Annotated in this window: 26 protein-coding genes; 8 read left to right on the forward strand and 18 right to left on the reverse strand. The window is 42.5% G+C overall.

Annotation, left to right across the window (positions count from 1 at the left end):
• Positions 1-34 precede the first annotated feature (34 nt).
• The 3 genes from IQQ51_RS05390 to sodB all read right to left on the reverse strand — a co-directional run bounded on the left by IQQ51_RS05390 (position 35) and on the right by sodB (position 2,332).
• Positions 35-718: an SDR family oxidoreductase gene (locus IQQ51_RS05390; RefSeq protein WP_048611559.1), complete on the reverse strand. Its 684-nt coding sequence runs from the start codon at positions 716-718 to the stop codon at positions 35-37.
• Positions 719-996: 278 nt separating this feature from the next.
• Positions 997-1,500 (reverse strand): VC2046/SO_2500 family protein, encoded by a 504-nt coding sequence (locus IQQ51_RS05395; RefSeq protein WP_265584311.1) that lies wholly within the window; start codon positions 1,498-1,500, stop codon positions 997-999.
• A 247-nt stretch (positions 1,501-1,747) separates the two neighbouring features.
• Positions 1,748-2,332 (reverse strand): superoxide dismutase [Fe], encoded by a 585-nt coding sequence (gene sodB, locus IQQ51_RS05400; RefSeq protein ID WP_004734050.1) that lies wholly within the window; start codon positions 2,330-2,332, stop codon positions 1,748-1,750.
• A 269-nt stretch (positions 2,333-2,601) separates the two neighbouring features.
• Between sodB and IQQ51_RS05405 the strand changes: the two genes are divergently transcribed.
• Positions 2,602-2,940 (forward strand): Grx4 family monothiol glutaredoxin, encoded by a 339-nt coding sequence (locus IQQ51_RS05405; RefSeq protein WP_004741702.1) that lies wholly within the window; start codon positions 2,602-2,604, stop codon positions 2,938-2,940.
• A 98-nt stretch (positions 2,941-3,038) separates the two neighbouring features.
• Positions 3,039-3,668 (forward strand): DsbA family protein, encoded by a 630-nt coding sequence (locus IQQ51_RS05410; RefSeq protein ID WP_086971159.1) that lies wholly within the window; start codon positions 3,039-3,041, stop codon positions 3,666-3,668.
• Positions 3,669-3,859: 191 nt separating this feature from the next.
• On the opposite strand, the gene IQQ51_RS05415 is transcribed toward IQQ51_RS05410, so the two are convergent.
• Together IQQ51_RS05415 and rnt are read right to left on the reverse strand one after the other, a co-directional pair.
• On the reverse strand, positions 3,860-5,185 hold the full coding sequence (locus IQQ51_RS05415; RefSeq protein ID WP_050620893.1) for a Na+/H+ antiporter family protein: 1,326 nt from the start codon (positions 5,183-5,185) through the stop codon (positions 3,860-3,862).
• A 65-nt stretch (positions 5,186-5,250) separates the two neighbouring features.
• Entirely contained in the window at positions 5,251-5,895 is a 645-nt protein-coding gene (gene rnt / locus IQQ51_RS05420) for a ribonuclease T (RefSeq protein ID WP_017061178.1), read from the reverse strand.
• 188 nt (positions 5,896-6,083) lie between these two features.
• On the opposite strand from rnt, the gene motY reads away from it, so the two are divergent.
• A complete protein-coding gene (motY, locus tag IQQ51_RS05425; protein WP_017063457.1) occupies positions 6,084-6,965 on the forward strand; it encodes a flagellar protein MotY in 882 nt (293 codons plus the stop codon).
• A 95-nt stretch (positions 6,966-7,060) separates the two neighbouring features.
• Here motY and IQQ51_RS05430 read toward each other — a convergent pair whose 3' ends face one another.
• Positions 7,061-7,495, reverse strand: a complete 435-nt coding sequence (locus tag IQQ51_RS05430) for a DUF2753 domain-containing protein (protein WP_004734047.1) — start codon at positions 7,493-7,495, stop codon at positions 7,061-7,063.
• A 198-nt stretch (positions 7,496-7,693) separates the two neighbouring features.
• Positions 7,694-8,110, reverse strand: a complete 417-nt coding sequence (gloA, locus tag IQQ51_RS05435; protein ID WP_004734046.1) for a lactoylglutathione lyase — start codon at positions 8,108-8,110, stop codon at positions 7,694-7,696.
• 765 nt (positions 8,111-8,875) lie between these two features.
• Here gloA and IQQ51_RS05440 point away from each other — a divergent pair.
• Complete coding sequence (locus tag IQQ51_RS05440) at positions 8,876-11,629, forward strand: cation-translocating P-type ATPase (protein ID WP_193840554.1); 2,754 nt, start codon at positions 8,876-8,878, stop codon at positions 11,627-11,629.
• A 685-nt stretch (positions 11,630-12,314) separates the two neighbouring features.
• On the opposite strand, the gene IQQ51_RS05445 is transcribed toward IQQ51_RS05440, so the two are convergent.
• The 3 genes from IQQ51_RS05445 to IQQ51_RS05455 form a co-directional block, all read right to left on the reverse strand.
• Complete coding sequence (locus IQQ51_RS05445) at positions 12,315-12,899, reverse strand: tyrosine-type recombinase/integrase (RefSeq protein WP_086969194.1); 585 nt, start codon at positions 12,897-12,899, stop codon at positions 12,315-12,317.
• A gap of 101 nt (positions 12,900-13,000) precedes the next feature.
• Positions 13,001-13,552 (reverse strand): carboxymuconolactone decarboxylase family protein, encoded by a 552-nt coding sequence (locus tag IQQ51_RS05450; RefSeq protein WP_048617575.1) that lies wholly within the window; start codon positions 13,550-13,552, stop codon positions 13,001-13,003.
• A 39-nt stretch (positions 13,553-13,591) separates the two neighbouring features.
• Entirely contained in the window at positions 13,592-13,834 is a 243-nt protein-coding gene (locus IQQ51_RS05455) for a hypothetical protein (RefSeq protein WP_048606969.1), read from the reverse strand.
• Between the two features lie 148 nt (positions 13,835-13,982).
• Between IQQ51_RS05455 and IQQ51_RS05460 the strand changes: the two genes are divergently transcribed.
• Positions 13,983-14,906 (forward strand): LysR family transcriptional regulator, encoded by a 924-nt coding sequence (locus IQQ51_RS05460; protein ID WP_048606971.1) that lies wholly within the window; start codon positions 13,983-13,985, stop codon positions 14,904-14,906.
• 72 nt (positions 14,907-14,978) lie between these two features.
• On the opposite strand, the gene IQQ51_RS05465 is transcribed toward IQQ51_RS05460, so the two are convergent.
• Positions 14,979-15,494 carry a hypothetical protein gene (locus IQQ51_RS05465; protein ID WP_048617572.1) on the reverse strand — a complete coding sequence of 172 codons (516 nt, stop codon included), beginning with the start codon at positions 15,492-15,494 and terminating at the stop codon, positions 14,979-14,981.
• A gap of 337 nt (positions 15,495-15,831) precedes the next feature.
• Between IQQ51_RS05465 and IQQ51_RS05470 the strand changes: the two genes are divergently transcribed.
• Both IQQ51_RS05470 and IQQ51_RS05475 read left to right on the forward strand, forming a co-directional pair.
• Positions 15,832-17,004, forward strand: a complete 1,173-nt coding sequence (locus IQQ51_RS05470; RefSeq protein WP_193840555.1) for an SIR2 family protein — start codon at positions 15,832-15,834, stop codon at positions 17,002-17,004.
• Positions 17,005-17,007: 3 nt separating this feature from the next.
• On the forward strand, positions 17,008-18,849 hold the full coding sequence (locus IQQ51_RS05475) for an ATP-binding protein (protein ID WP_193840556.1): 1,842 nt from the start codon (positions 17,008-17,010) through the stop codon (positions 18,847-18,849).
• A gap of 868 nt (positions 18,850-19,717) precedes the next feature.
• On the opposite strand, the gene IQQ51_RS05480 is transcribed toward IQQ51_RS05475, so the two are convergent.
• The 3 genes from IQQ51_RS05480 to IQQ51_RS05490 form a co-directional block, all read right to left on the reverse strand.
• Positions 19,718-20,005 (reverse strand): hypothetical protein, encoded by a 288-nt coding sequence (locus tag IQQ51_RS05480; RefSeq protein WP_061026029.1) that lies wholly within the window; start codon positions 20,003-20,005, stop codon positions 19,718-19,720.
• Positions 20,006-20,109: 104 nt separating this feature from the next.
• A complete protein-coding gene (locus IQQ51_RS05485) occupies positions 20,110-21,489 on the reverse strand; it encodes a DEAD/DEAH box helicase (RefSeq protein ID WP_061026027.1) in 1,380 nt (459 codons plus the stop codon).
• Positions 21,483-22,013, reverse strand: a complete 531-nt coding sequence (locus tag IQQ51_RS05490) for a hypothetical protein (RefSeq protein WP_061026026.1) — start codon at positions 22,011-22,013, stop codon at positions 21,483-21,485. The genes IQQ51_RS05485 and IQQ51_RS05490 overlap by 7 nt, the downstream gene beginning before the upstream one ends.
• 103 nt (positions 22,014-22,116) lie before the next feature.
• Here IQQ51_RS05490 and IQQ51_RS05495 point away from each other — a divergent pair, with 103 nt between their 5' ends.
• Complete coding sequence (locus IQQ51_RS05495; protein ID WP_061026023.1) at positions 22,117-22,431, forward strand: helix-turn-helix domain-containing protein; 315 nt, start codon at positions 22,117-22,119, stop codon at positions 22,429-22,431.
• 445 nt (positions 22,432-22,876) lie between these two features.
• Here the strand turns inward: IQQ51_RS05495 and IQQ51_RS05500 are convergent, their stop codons facing one another.
• The 4 genes from IQQ51_RS05500 to IQQ51_RS26670 all read right to left on the reverse strand — a co-directional run.
• On the reverse strand, positions 22,877-23,494 hold the full coding sequence (locus tag IQQ51_RS05500; protein WP_102336715.1) for a hypothetical protein: 618 nt from the start codon (positions 23,492-23,494) through the stop codon (positions 22,877-22,879).
• A 28-nt stretch (positions 23,495-23,522) separates the two neighbouring features.
• Positions 23,523-24,290, reverse strand: coding sequence for a hypothetical protein (locus IQQ51_RS05505; protein ID WP_102336708.1), 768 nt, complete (start codon positions 24,288-24,290; stop codon positions 23,523-23,525).
• A 287-nt stretch (positions 24,291-24,577) separates the two neighbouring features.
• Positions 24,578-24,811: an ATP-binding domain-containing protein gene (locus tag IQQ51_RS26665; RefSeq protein WP_228012686.1), complete on the reverse strand. Its 234-nt coding sequence runs from the start codon at positions 24,809-24,811 to the stop codon at positions 24,578-24,580.
• A gap of 20 nt (positions 24,812-24,831) precedes the next feature.
• A partial coding sequence (locus IQQ51_RS26670; RefSeq protein ID WP_228012687.1) for an ATP-dependent DNA helicase occupies positions 24,832-25,697 on the reverse strand: 866 nt, incomplete at its 5' end.

Genomic DNA, 25,697 nt, shown 5'->3' on the forward strand with positions numbered 1-25,697 from the left:
AGCTGAGCCAGTCATGTTCAATTGGAATAGGGAGTTAAACCTCAGCTGCGACAACTCGCCCACTGAAGTAGTCATTCGAGACAATGTATTCAGTGGTTCGGGTCAGCTCGTCTTGCAGCTGAGCCCAGTGACATCGGTTGAGCTTGCCATCGGAGTTATGAACGGCGGGAACAACACCACCGACTCGAATACCAAAGGGAGTCAGCTCTTTCGCCCAACTATGGGTAAAGCCTGTGATCATTGAGTTTGCGCTCTCTAAGCCGGACACATCGTGAAAGTCATCATGAGATATCACATTCACAATCACGCCTTCTTTATCTTCTTCTCGCAATCTCTCAGCACTGATTTGCCCAAATGCGAACAGGGTCGATGCCATCGACGAGAGATCATTAATAAAGCTACTCACAGGTTGATCGCCAATCAGACTTGGCATTGGGGAGCTTATCCAATTATTGACCAGCACATCGGGTGTCGTGTTGAAGGTGGTTTGAATAAAATCATACACGCTGAGAATCGCTTGGCTGTCATTGCCTTTGAGCGTGTAGTGGTAAACCGAGTCGGAAAAGCGGGCACACTGTAGATACGTAGCCTGAAGTGCTTCCGTGTCTTTATCACAAAGGATGACGGTGGCTCCAAGGTTAACAAAGTGGTTCGCTATCGTCCCTCCTAGTCGCGAGCCGGCAGATGTCACCAATATGATTGAGCTTTTTATTTCCATCCCAGTACCTAAACAAATCGTCCATGTCGGATAAGGATGGGTTAAATTTCATACAATGGGTGTGAATTGGTTCAAACTAAGGTGCGCCAATTAATAAGTTTTTATGAACTTAGTGGCACGTCACATTTTGTAGTAACTTCAAGCGGTAACCGACATCTGGTGTTTTTAGGTTGCCTAAGGCTAGTGGTTCATATCATTCGTGTGAATGCTTTGAAGTGTGCGAGTTAGTCGAAGAATAGCTATGGATAGACAGCGAAAAAGGGAAAGTTAGGTGACCACTATACTTGAGCTTGAATTTGATACTGACGTTGCGCGGTGGTTAGCTCATTATAGAGCGTGGCATGTGGCAAATCAGGTAAATGCTTGTTTGCGAGTTTGCGTCGGTCATGACCAGAAAGGTTTTGGTAAACCTCTTCGGGTAAGTCGCTCGTATCTTCAGGCATGAAGGCAAGCGCTTCAGGTTTTAAGTAATGGCTAAGCTTGGCGCTGGCAAGGCTAGCTTGATGAAAATGATTAGATTGCTGAGCTGAAATCTCATACGAAGATTGGTTTGAACGCAGTTGCTGAGGTTCTGCTACGCCAAACTGTTTGCGCAGGCGATCTTCATTTGTCTCTGTGATTTCAATGGTGTCAATTGGCGTGCAATCACGGACATCATTAGAAAACATAGATAACAGCAACGCGAAATCTGCACGGCGACCTTGCTCAACCGCTTGGCTGATCCCGATGCCGAACTTCAGTTCGTTGATGATTCCTGCTTTGTCTAAAGTATGTATTTGCATGCTGCCTCTCATTGGATACACCTTTAACGGCATGGAGTCGGCAAACTTTAGTGTTTAATTACAGGCAAATAGAGAATTTATGTAGGGTTGGGAAGAACGCTATCAATAGTTCGAGAAGTAAGCGCTATTGGCGGGTTTATTACGAAATGTCTAGATTTTGTGGAATACGACAGATACAAAAAAGCTCACGCCGGGGCATGAGCTTTCAATAGATAACTCGCTATAAATAGCGCAGCGTAAGCAATAATTACTTAGCTAGGTTCTCTTCTACGAAAGACCAGTTTACTAGGTTCCAGAATGCAGCCATGTAGTCAGGGCGAACATTGCGGAAATCGATGTAGTAAGCGTGTTCCCATAGGTCAACAGTTAGAAGTGGAGTAACACCTTCTTCTGTTAGAGGAGTAGCAGCGTTAGAAGTGTTAACGATGTCTAGAGAACCGTCAGCTTTCTTAACTAACCAAGTCCAAGAAGAACCGAAGTTGTTGATTGCTGAATCAGTGAATTTCGCTTTGAATTCTTCGAAAGAACCGAATGCAGCGTTGATAGCTTCTGCAACAGCGCCAGTTGGTTCGCCGCCTGCTTTAGGAGCAAGACAGTGCCAGTAGAACGTGTGGTTCCAGATTTGAGCAGCGTTATTGAAAACACCACCAGTAGAAGTCTTAACGATCTCTTCTAGTGTTTTGCCTTCAAACTCAGTACCTGGGATAAGACCGTTTAGCTTAACAACGTAAGTGTTGTGGTGCTTACCGTGGTGGAAATCTAGCGTTTCTGCTGAGATGTGTGGTTCTAGCGCGTCTTTCGCGTAAGGAAGAGCCGGTAGTTCAAATGCCATTGCTCAATTCTCCATTGATATGAAAGAGTTAACTCTTTCGATTGCTTCCAGTGATATTATTATTCATGGCTCGCTATACTGCCAACCATGGTCAATTTGCTGACTTGCGATATAGTTTAGCAAGTTTTTACTTTATTAAAAGCTTATTTCATTACTTTTGTGTGAATTGTTAGCTTAGCTTGTTAACCGCTTTTTTTATATGGTTTTTATTCTTTTAGTTTGGGGTAGAATAAAGGCAATAAAAGCCGTAATCCATTAACGAGGAAGCAATGGAAACTATCGATAAAATCAAACAGCAAATTGAAGAAAACACTATTCTACTGTACATGAAAGGTTCTCCTAAGCTACCTAGCTGTGGTTTCTCTTCTCAAGCGTCTCAAGCTCTAATGGCATGTGGCGAAAAATTTGCTTACGTAGATATCCTACAAAACCCTGATATCCGTGCAGAGCTTCCTGCTTACGCACAATGGCCAACTTTCCCACAACTTTGGGTTGAAGGTGAGCTAATCGGTGGTTGTGACATCATTCTTGAGATGTTCCAAAAAGGCGAACTTCAGCCAATCATCAAAGAAGCAGCGGCTAAAGTTGCTGGCGATGACGCTGAATAAGTTCTAGCCTTTGCGCTGAATAGTTAAAATGAGGGGCCTTAATTAGGCTCCTTTTTTGTTTGAATTGATCGAATCATTGACTCGATAAGGAATGAACAATGAACGTAAAACTTCATTATGTGCATGATCCAATGTGCAGCTGGTGTTGGGGTTACAAGCCAACACTTGAGTTATTGAAACAACAATTGCCTGCGAGCATTGAGTTTAACTATGTAGTGGGTGGTTTGGCCCCGGATTCTGATGAACCAATGTCAGAAGAGATGAAAGGCAAGCTGCAAGCGATTTGGAAGCAGATCGAAGCTAAGCTAGGTACTGAGTTTAACCATGAGTTTTGGACTGAGTGCCAACCCGTCCGCAGTACTTACCCTGCGTGCCGTGCTGTGATTGCCGCTGGTTTTCAAGACCACTACGAGGCGATGCTTGAAGCGATTCAACATGCTTACTACCTTCGTGCGATGCTGCCTCATAGCCAAGACACACATTTGCAGTTGGCTGAAGAGCTAGGCATGAATGTTCAACAGTTCGAAAATGACCTTTCTAGCAAGTTATTGGAAAGTGAGTTAGATGACCAGCTAGGCTTTAAAGAAGCGATGGGTGTATTTTCTTACCCAACCTTAATGCTTGAAGTGAACGGCATCTTTAGTGAAGTTGAATTGGATTACCATTCAACGGAAGGGACGCTTAAGTCTATTCGCGAAATTCTCGTGAGTAATGCTCCCGCTGCGTAATTCAGCGAGAGTCATCTGTATTCGCAATGATTTCTAAGGTTTACTCATCAGAGTAAGCCTTTTTTGTTTGGTGTCGCTAGTTCAATGAGAGTGAGCGGAAGGAAGAGTAGAATGAATCTCAGAGACAAAAAAGACCGCACGAGGCGGTCTTTATAAAAGTGAGCGTAGGACTGTTTAACTAGAGAACCTAATTACAGAACCATGGCTGCAATCCAACCGAATACGATCAGTGGGATGTTGTAGTGTAGGAACGTCGGTACTACGGTTTCCCATACGTGTTCGTGTTGACCATCAGCATTAAGACCAGATGTTGGACCTAAGGTCGAGTCAGAAGCAGGAGAACCCGCATCACCAAGTGCTGCAGCTGTACCTACTAGAGCGATTGTTGCCATAGGCGAGAAGCCAAATGCTGCTGCTAGTGGAACGTAGATAGTTGCAAGGATTGGAATCGTAGAGAACGAAGAACCAATACCCATAGTTACCAGTAGACCAACAATTAGCATAAGTAGTGCTGCTAGAGGTTTGTTGTCGCCGATGCTTGTTGAAAGTGCTTCAACCAAAGATTCAACGCCGCCAGTTTGCTTCATTACTGCTGCGAAACCTGCTGCTGCAATCATGATGAAACCGATCATTGCCATCATGTGAACGCCCTTGGTGAAGACATCTTGTGTCTCTTTCCAAGCAATAACGCCACCGAAGGTAAATACCATGAAACCCGCTAGAGCACCGATGATCATAGAGCCAGTCGACAGTTGAACTGTTAGCGCTGCTACGATACCAGCTGCTGCAACTAGGATGTGCTTCTTATTGATCTCTTTCACTTCTGTTGAAACAACAGTGTGAGAGGTTTCTTTGTATTGGCGAGGCTTACGGTAAGTAAAGAATACTGCAGTAAGAAGACCGAAGATCATGCCTGCTGCTGGTAACAACATTGCCATAGGTACTTGGCTAGCTACAACGTTTTCAAGACCATTGTCGTGAAGGTTTTTAAGCAAGATGTTGTTTAGGAAGATGCCGCCAAAACCAATTGGTAACACCATGTAAGGCGTAATCAGACCAAAAGTAAGTACACACGCAACTAGACGACGGTCTAGGTTCATTTTTGCGAATACGCCTAGTAGAGGTGGGATTAAGATTGGGATGAAGGCGATATGTACCGGAATCACGTTTTGCGAAGACATGGTCACTAAGATCAACGACACAAGCATGCCGTATTTAAGACCAGTCGATGCTGCACTGTTCTCTTTGCCGTGAATGCGTTTGATAACACTTTGAGCAAGGAGATCTGTGATACCAGAACGTGAGATAGCAACAGCGAATGTACCAAGCATAGCGTAGCTAAGTGCAATCGTTGCACCGCCGCCTAATCCACTTTCGAAAGCCGCGACTGCGTCGTTCAAGCTCATACCAGAGGCTACGCCACCGATAATTGCACTGAACGTCAGAGCAACGACTACGTTTACACGCATCAAAGCTAAAACAAGCATGATGCAAACTGAAATTACAACAGGATTCATATTATTCTCGGGATGTTGTGTTTTTTATGAAGGCAATACGAAAAAACGTTTACCGACTCTATTTTTTATTCTTCGTCAACAAGAGGCCAACCACCAAGGGCTTTCCATTTGTTTACAATGCCGCAAAATAACTCTGTGGTTTTTTGCGTATCATACAAAGCAGAGTGTGCTTCTTTGTTGTCAAATTCCATCCCTGCAGTGCGGCAAGCTTTAGCCAAAACGGTTTGACCGTAGGCAAGACCACTAAGAGCTGCAGTGTCAAAAGTAGCAAATGGATGGAAAGGGACGCGTTTAAGCTTACAGCGCTCACTTGCCGCATTAACGAAGTTCAAATCGAATGTAGCGTTGTGAGCAACCATGATTGCGCGACTGCAATCTGAAGCTTTTTGTTCTTTTCTCACTAGCTTGTAGATTTCTTTAAGGGCTTCTTGTTCCGACACAGCACCACGTAATGGGCTAAATGGGTCTTTAATTCCGTTAAAGTCTAATGCTGCCTGCTCTATATTTGCGCCTTCAAAAGGCTCAATGTGAAAATGAAGCGTTGATGCAGGGTGCAGATCTCCGTTCTCATCCATTTTTAATGTAATGGCACAGATTTCTAATAATGCATCGGTTTCAGCGTTAAACCCTGCGGTTTCCACGTCGATGACCACTGGAAAATAGCCGCGAAAGCGTTTTTTTAGGGTCAGAGCTTCGTTTTCTACAGTCATGTTAGCCCAAATAAGTGTGATTAAGGCTGCATTATTGCAGATAATAGCAGTGATAAAAACTAGGGAAGGGCAATAAATCTTAAATTACCTAACCCATTGCGGCTTGATAATTGCATATTTAAACGTGAGAGAAAAATGCGGCAATTGGCTGCATTGTTAAACGAATTGCTTAAGAGATACTCCACTTTATGAAGAAACAACTCATAACAGGTTCAATGCTATTTTCGCTACTTGTGTCATCATCGGTCATGGCACAAGAAAAGCGTTACGGAGCATCTCCTCAACAGTCGACATGGGAGATGGTGGCCAACACGCCACTTGAATGTCGCTTGGTCCACCCAATTCCAAACTTTGGTGATGCTGAGTTCTCATCTCGCGCGAGCAAAAAAATCATTTTGGACTTTGAGCTTAAAATGCGCCGCCCAATGGGTGCAACGCGTAATGTAAGCTTGATCTCTATGCCGCCACCTTGGCGTCCGGGTGAAAGTGCTGATCGCATGACAACCATTAAGTTCTTCCAGCAATTTGACGGCTATGTCGGCGGTCAAACAGCTTGGGGCATCTTGAGTGAGTTAGAGAAAGGGCGTTATCCGACATTCAGCTACCAAGAGTGGCAGAGCCGAGATCAACGTATCGAAGTGTCGTTGTCGTCGGTGTTGTTCCAAGAAAAATATAATGTGTTCAGTGACTGTGTTGCTAACCTGCTGCCTTACAGCTTTGAAGATATCTCTTTCACTATTTTGCATTACGACCGCAACAGCGATCAGCTGAATAAATCGTCGCGTAAAAGGCTGAGCCAGATTGCCGATTACGTTCGCTACAACCAAGACATCGACCTTGTGCTGGTGGCAACGTACACCGACTCTGTCGACAGCAAAGGTATTAGCCAAAACCTTTCAGAGCGCAGAGCGGAATCGTTAAGAGAGTACTTCAAATCTCTAGGCCTGCCAGAAGATCGTATCCAAGTTCAGGGCTATGGTAAACGTCGCCCGATTGCAGACAACAATTCGCCAATTGGTAAAGACAAGAACCGACGCGTTGTGATCTCTTTAGGTAGAACACAGGTTTAAGCTAAACAATAGCTCGTTTTGAAATGACAAAGCCCGTCTTGATGACGGGCTTTTTTATGTTTTAGATTTGGAGTCCTTGTTTGGACGTAACTTGTTTAATTCAAGCGGAAGCGGGCGATCATTTCACAGTTGGTCGCGGTATCGATCTTTTCCACCATAGAGGCAATTTTAGGGTTTGGGTGGCGCTTCATGAAATCGATCAGCGCTTTCTTACAGCAACCAATAGAATCGATAAAGCTTGAACATTGAGTATTAGGGCACTGAGGGATTAGTGTGAGTACCTTTTCGGAAGCCAGTTGAAGATACTTGAGCTCGTATTCAGTGTCGCCAGCCCAACGCCAGAATTGAGCAAGATTGTGGCAAGAAATCACCGAAATCAGTAAGCGTTCATCGGCTTGAATATCGGTGCGTTCTGTAATTTCTTCACTTAAGTTCAAAGCCTGCTGATAATGAAGAATACTTCGTACAGGATCGTCGAGCTGCAATGCCGTATCGGCAAGTAACGTGTGTTTTTCCCATTCGCTAATCATTGTATTACCTCATTAATCAATAGGTGGTTAATTTAAATGATAATCATTATCATGTAAAGTTTCATCAATGTGATTGTTAATAATAATTGGTGAAGCATATCGATTATGGGGAGAGTGATAAAAAGAAGCGAGCATAGTGCTCGCTTCTTTTTTATTTCATCAGGCGTTCAAACTCAACTTCTCAAAGAGGTTAAGGAATTAACCTTCTAGACCTGCGCTTGCTTGTTTGTTCTGAATCAGCTCAATCATGTAGCCATCAGGATCTTTAACGAACGCAATGTGTGTAGAGCCGCCTTTAACCGGACCCGCTTCTCGCGTTACGTTGCCGCCAGCGGCTTTAATCGCATCACACGTTGTGTAGATGTCATCAACACCGATAGCAACGTGACCAAAAGCAGAGCCAAGGTCGTATTCCGTGGTGCCCCAGTTGTAAGTCAGCTCAATCACAGCGCCTTGAGATTCGTCGCCAAAGCCAACGAAAGCCAGTGTGTATTCGTATTCTTTGTTTTCGTTCTTACGTAATAGCTGCATGCCCATTACATTGGTGTAGAACTCGATAGACTTGTCTAGATCACCCACGCGTAGCATGGTGTGTAAAATACGACCGTTTGACATGATTTGCTCCTAGCTTGTTATTGGTTGTTTCTTTTATAGCACTATATATGAGCAAGCTCATAAGCAACACCAAAGAGATGATGAGTTTGGTCATATTTTCTTATTCTCATCATCTATCTTACTCTCCCCCTCTACCTTTTTTCTTATTTGTATTACAAGAAATTAAAAGGCGACGGCCTTATTAATTTGTCAGTCACTAGCACTTAATTCGAAGTTTTGCATAAATAGTAAGTTTGAGTGTTGGTCTTTTTTGTAATGGCCAAGAATGGCCTTGGTTGTTGAATTGTGACTTATATCTCCATCTTGTTGCTGATTTCCTTTCGTTTTTACAATTGGCATCTAACTTTCCATTTTATCAATTTATGATTACGCCAACATACCCCTTTTTTTAAAAAGGTTATTCCGATGTTTTACTTCGTTATTAAGGAATTTTCGATAAAATACGCTAATAACCAATGGTTTTTACGAAAATATAAAGGGTGTCTATTTTTTGTACTTATCTTTTTTTAACAATAGTTTGGGCTTGTATTGTTTGTTTTATGTTTGATGTTTGGGGTGGTTGTGTTTTCAAAGTAGTTGTCAAGTGTGTATCAAGTGTATCTTTTGCGATCTTTGCTAAATAGACAATCCTTACTATATAGTTTTTCAAGCGCACCAAATCGATTAAATATTCACTTTTGATTTGTGCGATTTTTCTATCATATAAGAATAAGTATTATTTTATTACATTAGCCTCGGCGTGAGGCATTGATGTGGAGTACTCAAATGACGAGTAAATGGTTTACACAACAAAGTTCAGATGTTTTAAACGAACTGAACGCAGATCAAACGACAGGTTTATCAACTTCTGAAGCGGATGTACGCTTAGAGAAGCACGGCACTAACGAACTGACTGCACAAGAGTCAGCTTCTGCGTGGGAACTGTATATTCATCAATATAAAAACCCACTGATTTTTATTCTAGCTGTTGGTGCAATCGTTTCTTGGTCTACTGGCCACGCGATTGATGCTATTGCTATTGCAGTGATTATCCTTATCAATACTGGTATCGCGTTCTGGCAAGAATTTAAAGCTCAGAAAGGGATGGAAGCGCTAAAAGAAATGGCAGCTCCAGAAGCCGAAGTGATGCGCGATGGTAAATGGATCAGTGTTCCAGCTAAAACCCTCGTTCCTGGTGACATCATCAAAATTAATACCGGTGATATTCTGCCTGCTGATGTTCGTATTCTTGAGTCAAACCGTCTGACGGTAGATGAGGCTGCACTGACCGGTGAATCTGAGCCAGTGAACAAGCAGTCTGAACGCCTTGAAGATGAGACCCTTGGTCTTGGCGATCAGAAGAACATGGGCTTCATGACAACAATCGTGACTACAGGTACAGGCCTTGCTGTTGTAACAAGCACAGGTATGCAAACTGAAGTTGGTCACATCGCTGATATGATGAACCAAACGGAAGAGACGAAAACACCAATGCAAGAGCGTATGGACACCATCGCACTCGCGTTATTGGTTGTTGCTCTTGTGGTTGTTGCTATTGTTTGTGCTATCGGTGTTTACCACGGTATGCCATGGTTAGAAATCCTAACAACAGGTATCTCTTTATCGGTTGCCGCTATTCCTGAAGGCTTACCAACGGTGGTTACTATCGTATTAACGATGGGCTCGACTAAGATGGTTAAGAATAATGCTTTGGCTAAACAGCTAGCAGCAATCGAAACGCTTGGTTCTACAACCGTTATCTGTTCAGATAAAACCGGTACGCTAACACAAAACCAAATGCAGGTAATGAAAGCGTACGATGTGTCTGGTCGTTACTGGGATGTGTCAGGTAAAGGTTTTGATCCTAAGGGTGAATTCATTACCAAAGGTCACAATGTCGAAGCGACAAACAGCCCTGCAATGATGAAAGGTCTTGTTGTTGCAACGCTTTGTAACGATGCTGAATATGTAAATGCTGATGGTAAATGGACGGTTCGTGGCAACCCGACAGAAGGTGCACTAATTGTTGCAGCTGCAAAAGCAGGTCTTAAACAAGATGAAATGCTATCAACGGGTGGCTACTCAATTGTTAAGAAGTTCCCGTTCGATTCTGGTCGTAAGATGGCTTCTGTTATCGTTCGTGACCCACAAGGTAAGCACTTCCTAGCATTGAAAGGCGCGCCAGATGTTGTTCTTGGTAAATCAACCAGCTTCATGGTTGACGGTGGTTTCGTACCAACGGTTGGCTGTGAAGTTTCAGGCAACTTGGCTCTCGATACCGCACCGTCTCAAGAACTTCATTTAGACTTTGAAGCGGCAATCCAAACCTTTGGTGGTGATGCTCTGCGTACACTTGCCGTTGGTTTCCGTGAATTAAAAGAAGAAGAGCTTGAGTTAGATTTCCCTGAGCTTGAAAAAGACGTCAGCATCCTGGGTATCTATGGCATCATGGATCCACCACGTCCAGAAGTGCGTGATGCAGTAAATAGCTGTTATAGCGCTGGTGTTCGTACGGTAATGATTACCGGTGACCACGCAGTCACGGCAGCAGCGATTGCTCGTGAAATCGGAATCATCCGTAGCGAAGACGATCTAGTGGTAACGGGTGCAGAGCTTGATCAAATGGATGACGAGAAGCTTTTGTCTATCTGTTCTCAGGTTGCAGTATTTGCACGTGTTACTCCAGAGCACAAGCTGCGTATCGTAAAAGCGCAGCAAGAGAACAACGAAGTTGCCTCTATGACCGGTGACGGCGTGAACGATGCGCCAGCACTGCGTCGTGCAGACATTGGTGTTGCGATGGGTATTACAGGTACGTCTGTTGCGAAAGACTCAGGTGACCTTATCTTGTTGGACGATAACTTCAGTACTATCGTGAAGGCGGTACGTCAGGGGCGTCAAATTTTCGATAACCTACGTAAGTTTATCCGCCAAGCACTTACAGCGAACGTGGGTGAGGTTTCGGTAATCCTATTTGCATTCCTACTCATGGGACCAGATGTAGTACTTCCGCTAACTCCACTAATGATTTTATGGGTTAACCTCGTTTCTGATGGTCTACCAGCACTCGCACTCGGTGTTGAGCCAGAAGAGAAAGATCTCATGGAGCGTAAGCCAGGCAAACGTGACCAAGGCTTCTTCTCTAATGGTCTGGGCGCTCGTATCCTAACTCGTGGTCTCGCATTAGGTGGTCTAAGTTTTGTGACATTCTCTTACGCACTCGACGGTGGTTACAGTGCTCAATACGCACAAACCGTTGCGTTTTTAACACTGATCTTTGCTCAACTTTGGAGTTTGTTCGATGCACGTACGTTTACAACGATTTATCGTAAGAACCCGTTCACTAACCACTACCTACTTGGTGCGGTGGCAGTATCGGCTATCTTGTCTTTAAGCGTTGTTTACACAAGCTTTGGTCAGCTGGTATTCAGCACAGAAGCATTAGAGTTTAATCACTTAATATCGTTAATCTTCATTGCAGCAGTACCAACATTTGTTCTATCTGCTATCAAAGAAGTGACTAAAGTGAAGTTTATCTAAGACAGACTTCTTAGCTAAATAATTGAATCCCGCCTTAAAAAGCGGGATTTTTTATGCCTGTTATCTTGGTAACGCAGAATTGGAAATGAAAACTGATGTAGAGGCGGCTTCTAGAGAGTGGCAATAAAAAAGCAGCGCTTTAAGCGCTGCCGTATTGATTAATCGTTGTGAACGGAAAGACTAATCTTCGCTCTTTTCTTTGAACTCAATTTATATTCACTAAAAAATAATCTTACTTAGTGAGTGAGTGAGTGAGTTTCCAAGTATACAAGGGCTCACAAGGCCTTTCTATCTAGACTTTCCTTTACGAAAATAGAAAGATTTGTAAACCTAGTGCTTTAATGGATGAATTCTGTTCAAAATTACCTCCATTATTCTTTACAAAAATAGTAGCAAATTAAAAACGACTGCTCTATAAAATTTCTTTCCAGAAGGCTTTGTAAGGCGATGGCCTCACTGCGTGAAACCATCACCCTGCTAAAAGGGTATTTAGGGGAATGATGGTAAAGTAAAATAATAAAGCCACTCCTGACGCTCGCACAGCTCACTACTCGCTAGGCATATATGATTTTCCTTGACCATCGGTATAACACTCGTATAAGAGCCTCCGTAACTCGCTTTTGGACAGAAATGAGACAGAGTAAAAGCTCTAATGCATCAACATTTGATAATCATACCTTATAAGTCAGCTCTCAATTTCTTCGGATAAGCGGAGGGCGTCCTCCACCTCAACACCCAAATATTTGATGGTGTTTTCGATCTTGGTATGCCCGAGTAAAAGCTGAATCGCTCGAATATTTTTAGTCTTCTGGTAAATCAATGTCGCTTTAGTTCGGCGCAGTGAATGAGTTCCGTAGAGATCAGGGTTATGACCTAAAGCAAGAGCCCAACTCCGAATAACTCGACGGTAATATGAGTAGCTTAGAGACTGATGAGGCTTTCGTGGGCTTGGAAAAAGGTAGTGTTTAGGTTGAAGCTCTTGGTCTTTAATCCAATGACTCAGAGTTTGCTGTGTTCTCTGAGTGATTTCAAACTGAACGTTATTACCAGTCTTTTTCTGAACATATTGGACGCGGTTGAATACTAAGAAGTTAGATGAAACATCTGACACCCTTAATGATAAGAGGTCATTTGAGCGCAGCTTACTATCGATTGCAAGGTTAAGTAGAGATAGTTCCATAAGATTGTCACTGAGCTCTAAACGAGTCCGAATCCGCCAGATTTCCTCTAATCTAAATGGCTTTTTTACACCCGTTTTTTTGCACTCCATATGCTCCCTCGTTGTACTGTTGTTAACAGACATCTAAACATGAAGTTTTATGAAAAAAGAGCGAACGTACTCGTTCGCTCTATGACATCTAGATCGTGGGATTATTTTTTAGACCAAGCAAACTTTTCAAATATTTTGTCTACTGGCGTGTGAGCTACGTGGTTTACGTAGTTGCTGATCACTTTTTGCGATAGACCAAGAATCACTTCTAGAACCTGCTGCTGGCCGTAACCTGCCGCGAAGAATGCCGCTAGGTCTGCTTCTGATACATTGCCACGTTCACGAACTACAGAAAGAGTGAAGTCTTTTAGTGCTTGAAGCTTTTCAGTTGGCATTGCTTCATCGTTACGCAGTGCTTCAGTTAATGCAGGGTCAACCTTCATTGAGTGCGCGATCCCAGTGTGTGCAGGGACGCAGTAGTGACACTCGTGTTCAACATTGATGGTTTGCCACACAACGGTTAGCTCTTCAGCGTCGAATGATGTGTTGGTGAATTGCTGATGTAGTTGCGTGTACGCTGTTAGGATTTGAGGAGACTCAGCCATTACTGCGTAAAGACCAGGAATCATCCCCATTTGCTTTTGTGCACCTTCAAGGATTGCTTTGCTTTTTTCTGGTGCTGACTCAACAGTGTGTAGTTTAAATTCGCTCATTTTCTCTTTCCTGTTCTCTAACTTATTAACTTTACTGACTTATTTTACTTCTGGCTCTAGCAGCACTTTGGTTACGAACAGACGAACCGCTGGTGCTACAAGGGCTAAAATTAACAGTGCAGATGGCACCATTTGTGAAACTGCGTTTAACCATGCATCAAAGAATACGCCTTGCTCTGGCAGTGTTTTCGCTACCATGATGGCTGGCATGCTAAGAAGCATAGTAGGTAAAACCATAGAAACCATTAGTGGGTATTGGAACTTACGTGAAAACTTTTTCATGATTGACTCTCTTATGCCTGACTTCGATTGGCTAACTGATGGGGTTATATTAGCCCCGCCCATCACAATCAAAAATAGACAACATTGAACTTGAATCTTTCATATTTGAATGATTAACTCAGAGTGTAATCCTCAAGAGCGATCAATTATGAAAGCAAAAGACATCTCCAATCTTTATCTGTTTTGCCAATCTGTCGAGTGCGGTGGCTTTGCAGCAGCGAGCCTTAAAACACACGTTTCAGCCCCGACGTTATCAAGGGCGGTAGCAAGTCTTGAGGATAAACTGGGTGAAAAACTGGTACATCGTAATGCAAAACAGTTCCAGCTCACGACAGCTGGCGACGAATATTACCAGCGCTTCGCTGCCCTATTCATGCAGCTGAATGATGAATGGACGCAGCTCTCGAATAGTCAGCCCGTATTAACGGGTGAAATCCGAGTATCTTGCCCTGAGCCATTTGCTGATAATTTTCTGCAAAAGATGGCAATTGAGTTTATGCAGCTTCACCCAGAGGTCACCGTCACCATTCAATTTAGCGCAGGAACAGAGCGTTTCTTTGATGAGCAGATTGACCTTGCGATTGTGACGACCCCACCTCATGCCAATCATTTAATACAGCGTCAGTTGTTTGAATCATCATTAATGCTAGCGGCATCACCCAGCTATATCGAAAAACATGGTCAGCCAGAACGAGCAGAAGAGTTAATTAACCATCAGCTACTCTCAGGTAATAACTTGCCATATTGGGAGCTAAAAGAAGATGGCAAGGCGATCCGCATTCCCTATCAGCCTCGTTACTCAATCAGCAGCCTGCGTTTAAATATTGATGCGACAATAGCAGGAGCAGGGATCTGCATGATGCCAAGAGCAGCCTTTGAAAAGCATGCAGAAAGAAAAGAGTTAATAGAGGTATTGCCAGACGTTGAATACCCAACCGGTAAAGCATTTTTGGTGTGGGCAGACAGAAAGCTGATAGCGACCAGAGTGGTTGCCTTTAGAGATATGATTTTTGAACGGTTTGGGCAATCGGCGGAGTTTCTGGCTTCAATTCACTCAGAGCGAAACTCGTAGTTATTGTATTTATGAAATGAAAAACGCCAGACTAGACGAACTAATCTGGCGTTTACTTTGTAACTTTAACGATTACTTTTTACGAATATATAGGAATGCATTTAACCAAGCTAACCCAAGAATGATCAGTGTCATTACCGGTGGTTTAGACTGAAGCGGTAGCACTTCGGCCGGCACACTTGGCAATAGGTGAACATACACCGCGACGATCATAATTGCGGTCGTTAATAGCGTTGATAATTGCATCGCTTTATCTTTAATCGGTGCTGCGAGCGCCTTATCACCAATCATCACCACCAGTAGCAGTAAACCTGCAAAAATCTCACCTAATTGACCCGCCCAACGAGACAAAGTTGGGAAAGGCAGTTCACTCAGTGCGATTTGTTTTGCGAACATAGTCGTAAACGGGTCAAAGAATTTTACTGTTCCCGCCATCACCATAAAGGCACCAAGAAGACCCGTTAAGATCTTTTGAACTTTCGTCCCTACGCCATCGGTTTTGTCATAGCTACGGACCAAAAAAACACCCGTAACGAGTAGCATTGTGCCGATAAGAGATAGCTCAAGAATTAGTTGTGATGTGCTCATAGGAAACCTTCATTATGTGTTAGCAAGTTGATGGCGCTATTCTACGAAACACAATAGAGTTCAAAAATAGACAGGCTTGATTCTTATTCATTCAAAAATGAAAGGTTGAATTGGTTATATATTTACTTCCTAGACCGTTTTGGGGCACTTTCGTTCTAAACAGTGCCGATTGAAACTGTTCTGGACAAAACCTATTGTTTGCACCGCACACTCCTAGTTGTAGTGTAAATTCGATGAAATCACATTACTTATCATTATGACTTGAGTTGCTTAATCAACAAGAGCAATATTGGGGGAATAAAACCTTACCACATACATGGTAAATCAAAGGATTAGAATGGAAAACTTAATAGACGCAGATTTGTTTTCTCAAGTAGAGGAACATCTGAAATGTACCGAACAAAGCTGGTTGATGGGCGCAGGTATTAGTTTTGACGCTAAGCTGCCACTTATGTATCCGTTGACAAATAAAGTTAAAAAGGACTTGAAAGCGGGTAGCAAGGACGTATTCGATAAGATTGTTGAGCCCTTATTCAAAGAGTTGCCACAAGAGTGTCATATTGAGCACATTCTCAGTCACTTAGGTGACTACGCAGCCTTGGCGGAAAGGAGTAAAGATAAAAAGGCCAGCATCAATGGAGCTGAGGTCAAGTTAGATGAGCTTCAAGAAGCCCATCGTTTAATTCTTGACTCGATATCCAATGTCATCAGGTGTGGTTACGTTGAAGGCAAGACCGAAGAAACAGACGAAGAAGGCACACTATCGAAGCCGATAGTAGAAATTGACTCACATTTCGACTTCATTGACACTTTATTCAATCACGCAGGCGCTGGTATTTATGAACGGAGAAAACCCGTAAACATTTTTACCACCAACTATGACACCTTGTTAGAAGATGCTTTGGCCTTAAACAAAACTTCGTACTGGGATGGTTTTTCTGGAGGTGCAGTAGCTCACCGAACTCAGCGTTATGGCGAACCTGTGCCTACCAATGGTCAACGTGCCAACTTAATCAAAATGCATGGTTCAATAGACTGGTTTCTTTGTGAAAAGGGGCATGTCTGGAGAGTCAGAGATAATGATCGCTATCCAAAAGCTGACCGTCGAGTTCTCATCTACCCTCAAGCTACAAAATATATAGCAACCCAACAAGATCCATTCTCTGCACAGTTCGACCTATTTCGTAAAGCTCTAAACTCTCCGAATAGTAATGTGTTAGCTGTGTGTGGATATAGTTTTGGTGATGACCATATCAACAATGAAATTGAGTTCGCCCTATCTAAAGACGACAACAGAACCGTTTTAGTCGCTTTTCTTGAATGCCGAGAAGAAATTCCATCCTGTCTAGAGCAATGGCGCAAGTCGAGTTATGGCTCGCGAGTAATTATTGCATCTCTTCATGGTCTCTATGTGGGTGAGCAAGGCCCCTATAAAAGAAAAAACGATGATGATTATTGGTGGACATTTAAAGGTGTCACATCAGTACTTAAAAATGGATGTGAGGTATAAATTATGTTTACACCAACTGATGAGCTGAAAATAGGCCAAGTTGTTGAGGTCTCTGGGACGAGTATCAAAGTTGAAATTTCAGATAAAATCTCTGAGTTAACTAGAACTTTCAACGGTCGAGTTTATCCCATAGGACAAATCGGCAGTATGGTGAAGATCCATTATGGTCGAAAGGTTATTTTCGGTCTAGTTACAATGCTTCGAATGCGCTCTGAAGAGTTGCTAGAGGCTGGTATGCCTATAAGCACTGATTCTGACCAACGACTAATGGAAGTGCAGCTATTGGCTGAAGGTAGTTGGAATAACTCTAGTTCCCAACTGTCCTTTAAGCGAGGTATTAAGACATACCCACTACCTCAGCAAGGCGTATTTCTATTAACAAACGATGAGATTTCATGTGTTTATCGTTCTGCTGAAGGTGAACGAGAAGAGAAGGTAGATCCATTAGTTCCATTTGCGGTATATAGCGCATCAGAGTCAACAGCTTGCCGAGCGAATATAAATAAAATGTTTGGAATGCACTGTGCAGTATTAGGCTCAACAGGTTCAGGGAAGTCGGGAACTGTCGCAGCAATAATTCATAGTGTTTTGGAGCATAACAGTGGAGAAAAGAACTTCTCTCCACAAATAGTTGTAATTGACCCACATGGCGAATATGGCGCTGCATTCAGTGAAAGGGCTGTACAGTATAGAGCATATGACATCGCAGTAGGTGAAGATAAGCAAGAGCAGATAAAGTTACCATACTGGTTAATGTCAAGCGATGAATTTACTAGTTTGATAGTTGGCAAGACTGAAGAAAGTGCTACTAGCCAAAACAACATCGTTCAAAAAGCTTTAACACATGCTCGTCTGGTTGCGGCTGGCATTGTGCAACCGTGCCCTAGAGAGTTTGCTACCGACATATTGAAAGAACTAGAAAACCATGATGATCCAAACCTTTGTGATAAAAAAGATACATCAGACATCCTTGAGTTTGACAGAGATAAACCAAGACCATTTTGCTTAGATGAGTTTGAGAGTCATATAAGATTCATACAAGGAGGGCGCTTTAAAAAAGGTACTAAAACCCTTGAGACATTGCCACCTACAGATTTAGGGAAAGCTCGTATTCCATCAGTCTTAGATAAGGTGAGAGTTCTCCGAAGAGATAAGCGACTCTCTTTCATGCTGCAATGTTGGGAAGGTGAACAAGATGAAATTAGACTTCACAAGGTTTTAAACCAGCTTGTCGGGGTTCCTGTTGAAGATGAAAAAGACATTAGAATAATAGATATTTCAGGGCTGCCTAACGAAGTTGCAGGCCCTTTAGCTGCCTTGATTGCCAGATTATTGTTTCAATATAAAGTATTTCAAACACAAGAAGAGAAGGAAAAAGATCCAATTCTGCTCGTATGCGAAGAAGCACATAGATATGTGCCTGATCATGGAGAGGCGCAATATGCAGCAGCACAAGGAGCTATAAGACGCATTGCAAGAGAGGGACGAAAATATGGGATTGGCCTTATGCTTGTTAGTCAAAGACCCGCAGATGTAGATAGCACTGTTATATCACAATGTGGCACTTGGGTCGTATTAAGGCTTACTAACTCTGCTGATCAACAGCATGTCGCCCGTTTTCTACCAGATGGTTTGTCTGGAATGGTTGGCGCGCTACCGATTTTGTCACAACAAGAAGCCATATTTGTTGGTGAAGGTGCTGCACTTCCCTCTAGAATCAGAGTTAGAGATCTTCAGAAAAACCAACTTCCAAAATCGAATACAATACCATTTGCTGAAGGTTGGGCTAATGGTCGTCTAGATCTCAAAAAACTTGAAACTATTGCTGAGCGAATGTGTAGCTGAACAAGCCAAAGATCAGTGCTTATTGCTTGTCTAGTTAGATGCAAGAATGTGGTCAACTGATATTGGCCACGAATTAGTGAATTTGGTCACATCGTTAGATGTTCTAAGCATGAGGAAAAGTAAGACAAATTGACGAGTTAAAAATCAGATTCAAGCTCTTGCTGACTCATTTTGGGGCAGAAGCAAGCTTGCCACATACAGTTCTTAGCTTTAAACTAACGTTGAGAGCCTCGGGTATCCCTGCTTTTTCTTGGATGTACTATTTACTGTCTGGCCAGAAGTAATTGTATCGAATTGAACTTGGCTTAATTGCAAAGCAGACCACCGAGGACATATGATAAGTCTAGGTGCTTTCCCTTCCATATACTTTGGTGATAAAACACCCGACGCTGCACACAGAATGTGTTCCCTCTTCGTTTTGAATGACAAACATTCTGTAGCTGTTTACAAAGCCATAGGCATTGCCTGTGGCTTTGTCGTATCTGGGACTAAAAAAACTGGTGCAACAGGCTTACACACAAATTAATCTATTGATAGTTTCTTATGCTCTAAACGTTTAGGGGCAAAAGTGTGTCGCTTCGCGCAGTCAACACAATAGTCTGCCCCTATAGTGTGTTAATCAGAAGCACGTATCCCCCTTCTTACAGAAAGCAATATTTCAGGTGGTTTTAACTTCACATCGCAACCTGCGCATCGCAACTTGCGATGTGGGTAATCACTTAAGAAGCACCCGCGTAAACTACAAAGGATTAGTAATTAAAGTCAATAACTTAAACCTAATAACACTATGGTATTACTAATAATTAGGCTTCGAGTTGAGAGAGCACATCGCATAAAAAAGCTCTCCAGAATTGAGAGCTTTGATGGGTTATCGGTAGTATTGGTTTTGGCGCTTCGAGTTATACTTCCAACTTTTTGCTAGGCCATACACATAAGACGGGTAGTCGTCCCATGGGTTAGCTAATGCTCTTCCTCGCGTGGCGCGCAGCTTAACTGGGTACTCTCTGCACTCAATCTTATGAAGAAAGTAATAGCTCTTTTCCTGCTTGGTAGAAAAGTGCTTGTGGGTTCCACTACGAACGCTCGGATAAAGATCCAAAAGGTGTTGGCGCTGGTATTTAATGCGCTCTCGGTACTGCTGTTTTAGCTGTTTCATTTGCCCTCCAGGTTTACATTACCTAGAAGGGGTCCTCTGCAAAGTAATTCATTCTGGCCTCCCCAATGTGCCTTTAGTGAAAATGTAGCCTATGGTTTCTTCAATTACATGGAAGAGAAAGCCGAGATCACTCTCTGCTTAAATGCCCCAAGTCGAAGCTCATCAAACATTCCTAATGCTCCATAGAGACTATTTGAACTTTCTGTACTGCTTTCCCAAGATACTGTTGTTCTCGCGCTGTTTTGGGGCTCAAGCGGAGGCGCGACACTTAAGCTATTTCGTCGACCAGAGAACTCTGTTTCGATAGGTTTCCCCATACTTACATAGAGACGAGACTCAGGAATATCCTGTTCAATCCTTTCAGAAAACTCAATCAGGCTTTGCTCTGCAAAAGTGAATAACCACGCTTGTTGGTTTATTGTATTATTCACACGAAGTATTCGTCCGAGCACCTGCCTGAAATACAATTCAGTTTTGACTGAACTCATATGGCAACATACTTGAAGGCGCGGAATATCAGTACCCTCACTGATCATACCTACACTAACAATCCATTGTGCGTCGCTTTGTCGATAACGCTCTATTTCTGCTAGCGGCTCTTCATGTCGATAAGTGACGATAGAAACGGTTTGCCCAAACTTTTGAGATAGTATCTCTTTGATTGTTTGCGCATGTTGAACCGAAGCTGCAACAATCAGCCCACCGGCATTGGGTGATCTGAGACGTACTTTTTCTAGCTGCTCACATCCTAAACCGAGTAGATATTCCATCGCCTCTTGGTTGTGAATAACACTCTGGTAGGATGCTTTTGTCTGTTTAAGCATCTCTAATATTGATGAAAAGGATTCGACTTTTTCTCTACTACTAACAGACAAGTGTTCATTATCAACCAAGACGATTTTGGGCGTTCTACAAACACCATCAGCTATAGCTTGTTTAAGAGTGTATTGGTAATCGACAAGAAGCTGCCCGTCTGGGTCGCTGTACTCACCCATCACAATGGGTAAAGAGTCTGAACGCCACGGTGTACCTGAAAGTGCGAGGGTAAAAGTAGCAAGCCCTTGAATCTTAGTGAGAACTTGCTGCCCCCAAATGTTCGCATTTTCAACCTCAGAGCCAGAGCAATGGTGTATTTCATCAAAGACAACAAAGACCCTGTGATTCCGCAATGTTTGCCAAAATTCGTCATTGAGGAATTGGATAGATTGGTATGTTAAAGATTGCCCGACAGATCCCATGCCACCATTAAACGTACACTTAAGTCTCGACGAAAAGGTTCTTTTTATACCATCAGAAACCGTCAACGATGGTGAGAAGCACAATACAAGGTCTACCATGTCACTTTGTAACAACCTTGACGCAATATTAGCGGCAAGCACTGTCTTACCTGCTCCAGGTGTAGCTTGGCAAAAGAAATGGGAGCAGTTGGATTGATATTTTTTCAACGCTCTGTCAGAGCATTCACTTTGCCACTTCCTTAACACTGTTCATTTCCTTCATAGAGAGTATTAAGAACCTTTGTTAAAACGTTCACTTTTCCGAGCAATAAAGCGGCGCGCTCTTTAGCCTCTTGATGCAAAGGGGCCAGTTTATTCTCTAGCTCAGGAAATCGAGATACGATCGACTGATACTCGTCAATCTCCCCAAGTATTATTTCCAATTCGCCCTTATATTCGTTACGTTCATTGCTTAAAATGGAATAGTTTTGAATGGGTACTTTAGGCTTCATATCCGCTTGGTTATTCGTTGTTACATTGTTATGTAACTCTTTAAATTGTTGCGTTTGAAAGTAGCGTTTTTTCCGGCCTGAGCCCTCACTTCGCAACCAACTTTTCTTTTCAAAGTGAAAAATTGCTCGGTACACCTTTTTGTGAGCTTCGGCAGAATTGGAGTCCACATTATCAAGGGATAGCCACAAATCTCTCGCTTCTAGCACGGTGAATCCATCTAACCCATTTTCTATCAATAACTTGTGCATGACAGCACTGATTCTTCGAGCCCGTTTCATTTCCAAAATTACACCAACCAAAAACTAAGGATTGCTTAGTATACAGAAATCCATAAAACTAAGAAAATCTTAGTTAACTTGAGATCAGAGAAATGAAATCTAAGTGTCATTTAAAAACCCAATCCCAGAGCGACTCAAACAAGCTCGAAAAAAAGCAAAGCTCTCTCAAAAATCCCTGGGAGAAAGCATAGGTATGGATGCAAGTTCAGCAAGCCCTCGAATGAATCAATACGAGAAAGGCAAGCACGCCCCAGATGTTCAAACCTTAAAGCTAATCGCCGATGAGCTTGGTGTGCCGCTCAATTATTTCTTCTGTGAAGATGAAAGCTCTGCTGAACTGGCGTGCATGATCTATGAAATGACAGAGAGCGAAAGAAAGAAACTTATTGCAGCACTGAGCCAGAAGAAAGACTTATAATAAGAGAGTTTACTTTAAGTAATACTGATGTTGCTTATGGCGGGAGAGTGAAGTAACGGCAAATTCAAAAGTTATGAACAAAGCTCTGGGTTTAGGTATGCTTATTAAGAACTTAACAGGTAGGTTATGTGAGGTAAGTGATTCCAGCCTGATTTTAAGTAATAACGTAGTGATAGCGTCTTATGCTATCCAAATTGTCTATGAGGTTCGTATCTATGCAGTTTCTGGACATAAATCAGTTTCGGAAAATCGAATATTAGCAACCCATGAATAACTTCAAGTATGGCAAATGAAGTTTTACTCGTTTTTCGACCTACCCAGAACCGGGCTAATCACTTACACAGTCTAATGCCTTAAGAATATAACTAAGGCGAAGTTACCACTAAATATGATCGCATAATTTACATATAGAAGAATCAGACTTGTTCAACACTCGGGATTAAGTTTATTCACGCGCCATGGCTTTCATAAAATTTGTCACATCCTCGAATTCTGGAAAATCGCTTCCCTGTCTTCCCCAAAACTCACCTACATCTACAAACAATAGGTACAAGTAAAAGTGATACTTTAGATAGAAATCGGTTAAGTTGAGGTCTTTAGTACGCTCATAAGACGCATGACCAGCAACCTTGTTACGATAAACCCTAAAGTCCTTTGCAAATGATTCTGGTATAGGTAGAAGTTTTTCATAGTGCGATATGTCATTTTCATAACTTGGAGCCTGTCCACGACTAATACGGTCAATTCTTGCATTTACCGCACGATAAGCATCCTCTTCAATTAGTGAGTCTATGAAATGATTTTTCTGAGGACCTTTTTTGTCGGTTATATTTTTATTTTCAAAGTCTCTTGCGTGGCAAGCAATGAGAAACTCGTACAGGTGATGTATAAAATATGAATATGAATTGTATGTTCGATAAGATTTGTACTTATCATGACCGGACAGAATTAAATGTTCGGCGGATTGCCGAAATTGTTCAAAAGCATCGCGACACTTGAAGTATTCATGTTTAATTGCGATACACTGGTGGTAATCCGCCTCTGTACCTGTTTTTATCTTCATATGCTGAACTCCAGATAAACTTAAGATTTTATTGTGTGCCTGTTCCTGCATAGTGATCTTGGACTATTTCCATAGCAGACTTTATGGCGGCACTATGGTCATCAAACGTTTGTTTATAGAAATAGAAAAACGCGACCCCAAACTCAGCTAACTCTATGAATATAAAATTATTTGTAGAATGAAAGAAATGAAAGTCTTTGTTTGTAGTATGGATAATACAAAGGGAATTAAGCTTATCAGCCTTTGATTTCACACTCAATACTTGCAATGCCGAACGAAAATTTGAGAACACCTTTGCAGGACTCGTATCCATAGAGCCTTGGAACATAGCAATAGGCATTTTGCCAATAAAAGGAATGTACTCTGCACCTTTTACCTTATTTAAATTTCTGCGAAGGTCGAGTACTTGAAATTTGTATTCTAGAGTTTCTAACCATAGGATGATTAACTCTAAGGTCTCTTGTGAGAACTCTTGGTGACTAACATCGACTTTTTCAAATTCATGCTTCAAATGTCTCTCCAAATAACCAAGGAGATTCGAGTTACAATCTTTGCATGCAGGTAGTGTGGTTTTATTGTAAGTCTGAGAAATACCGTTAGTTGTTGTTTCGAATGTTCGTTTCGTACAACGATTATAGACCCATTGAGGTATCACATGCTCTCTAGTCAATTGATCTTGAGAACCACAAATTATGCACATTTCTGCTGAGTGATCGTCAATGATTGCGCTAGTTACTTTCTTTTTATTTGCTCTGATTTTCTTTCGAAGTTGAACCAACTTTAACTGAATACTCATGTAAGACATGACTCCTAACTCGCTCTGGCACATAACGCTATCTGTACGACTATACTTCGTATTTTATGTACATATAATGCAACCTTTCTTCGGGAACTTCAATTTATAATCAATAGGTTAGTGGCTATGTTGATAGGTTAGACCACACTGTGAAGTATAATTTATAAATGTGCTGCATTCGGATAAGTTTTGGTAGGTCAAACGCACATTAACAGGATATGTATGAGTAATAGGTCTAATGCAAAAAGGGGCATAAACGAGTTTTAAATACCTACTGCAACAAAATACTACTGCAACAGCTTTTCCAGGTAACTGTTCCTCTTATGAGAGTGGCTAAGTGCTTCGGTAATCTGCTTCATTTCCTTGCTACTACCGACAATATGAATTTCACTTTCAGCCCTCGTAATTGCAGTATAGAGCCAAGCTCTATCAACTATTCTTCCTTTTTGCAGGGCGATAATGATGCGCGGGAACTGTGATCCTTGAGCTTTGTGCAAGGTGATTGCATAACCCAACTCCATGCAGTCTAGAACGGTTTGTGTTACCTCGACCTTTTCACCCGTATCCAGTAACTGTCACCAGAAGGCTTGACGCTGGTTAGAGTGCCAAGAGAGCCGTTCTGAATGCCTTTCTCGTAATGATTCTGCGTGAATAAAACCGCATCATTCAAGCTAAGTGGTAGAAAGAACTTGTCGCCATTGATTTCGAATTCAAGGCTATCGCTGTTTGGATTGACCGCTTGTTGGGTGAGTTTATTAATTTCTGATACGAGCGCCTTGGTTGGAGCCATGACACGACTGCTTTCAGGGGACTCTTGGTAAAGCTCACAACAGACTTTGGCAATGTCTGTTGTGCTGGTTTCGTGAAAGTGTATTGTCCCCGTGCTTAATTGATCAGGTATCACACCTTGATTGATGAGCATTGAGTATTCAGGGATACCCGTTGAACCCTCCTGTCTCTTGACGATATCCAGCATCGTATTAGCCACCGTTTTTGCTTTAACGATATCTGCCAGTACCTTACCACAGCCGATCGGTGGTAGTTGGTCCGGGTCGCCAGTGAATATCAATCGTACAGAGGGATGAATGTGATTCACAAGGCGATACATCGTCGGCAAGTCAATCATGCTCGCTTCATCAATCACCAGTAGATGATTCGGCTGCTCAACACTTGGCTCAATCGGTTCCTTACGAAGTAACTTAGCAATAGTTGAAGTGATAAAGCCGATTGACTCATGTAGCCTCATTGCAGCGCGACCACTGAGCGCAACCGCGTGTATCTCAAAGCCGAGTTGACGGTAAGCCCTGAGAGCCGTTCTAAGTACCGTTGTCTTGCCAGTCCCAGCACCGCCAGTAATGCAGCTTACAGAGTTGTCCAGGCATGTTATTGCGGCCTCGATTTGCTTGG

It is taken from the genome of Vibrio sp. OPT18 (assembly GCF_015163615.1).
GTDB classification, from domain to species: Bacteria; Pseudomonadota; Gammaproteobacteria; order Enterobacterales; family Vibrionaceae; genus Vibrio; species Vibrio coralliirubri.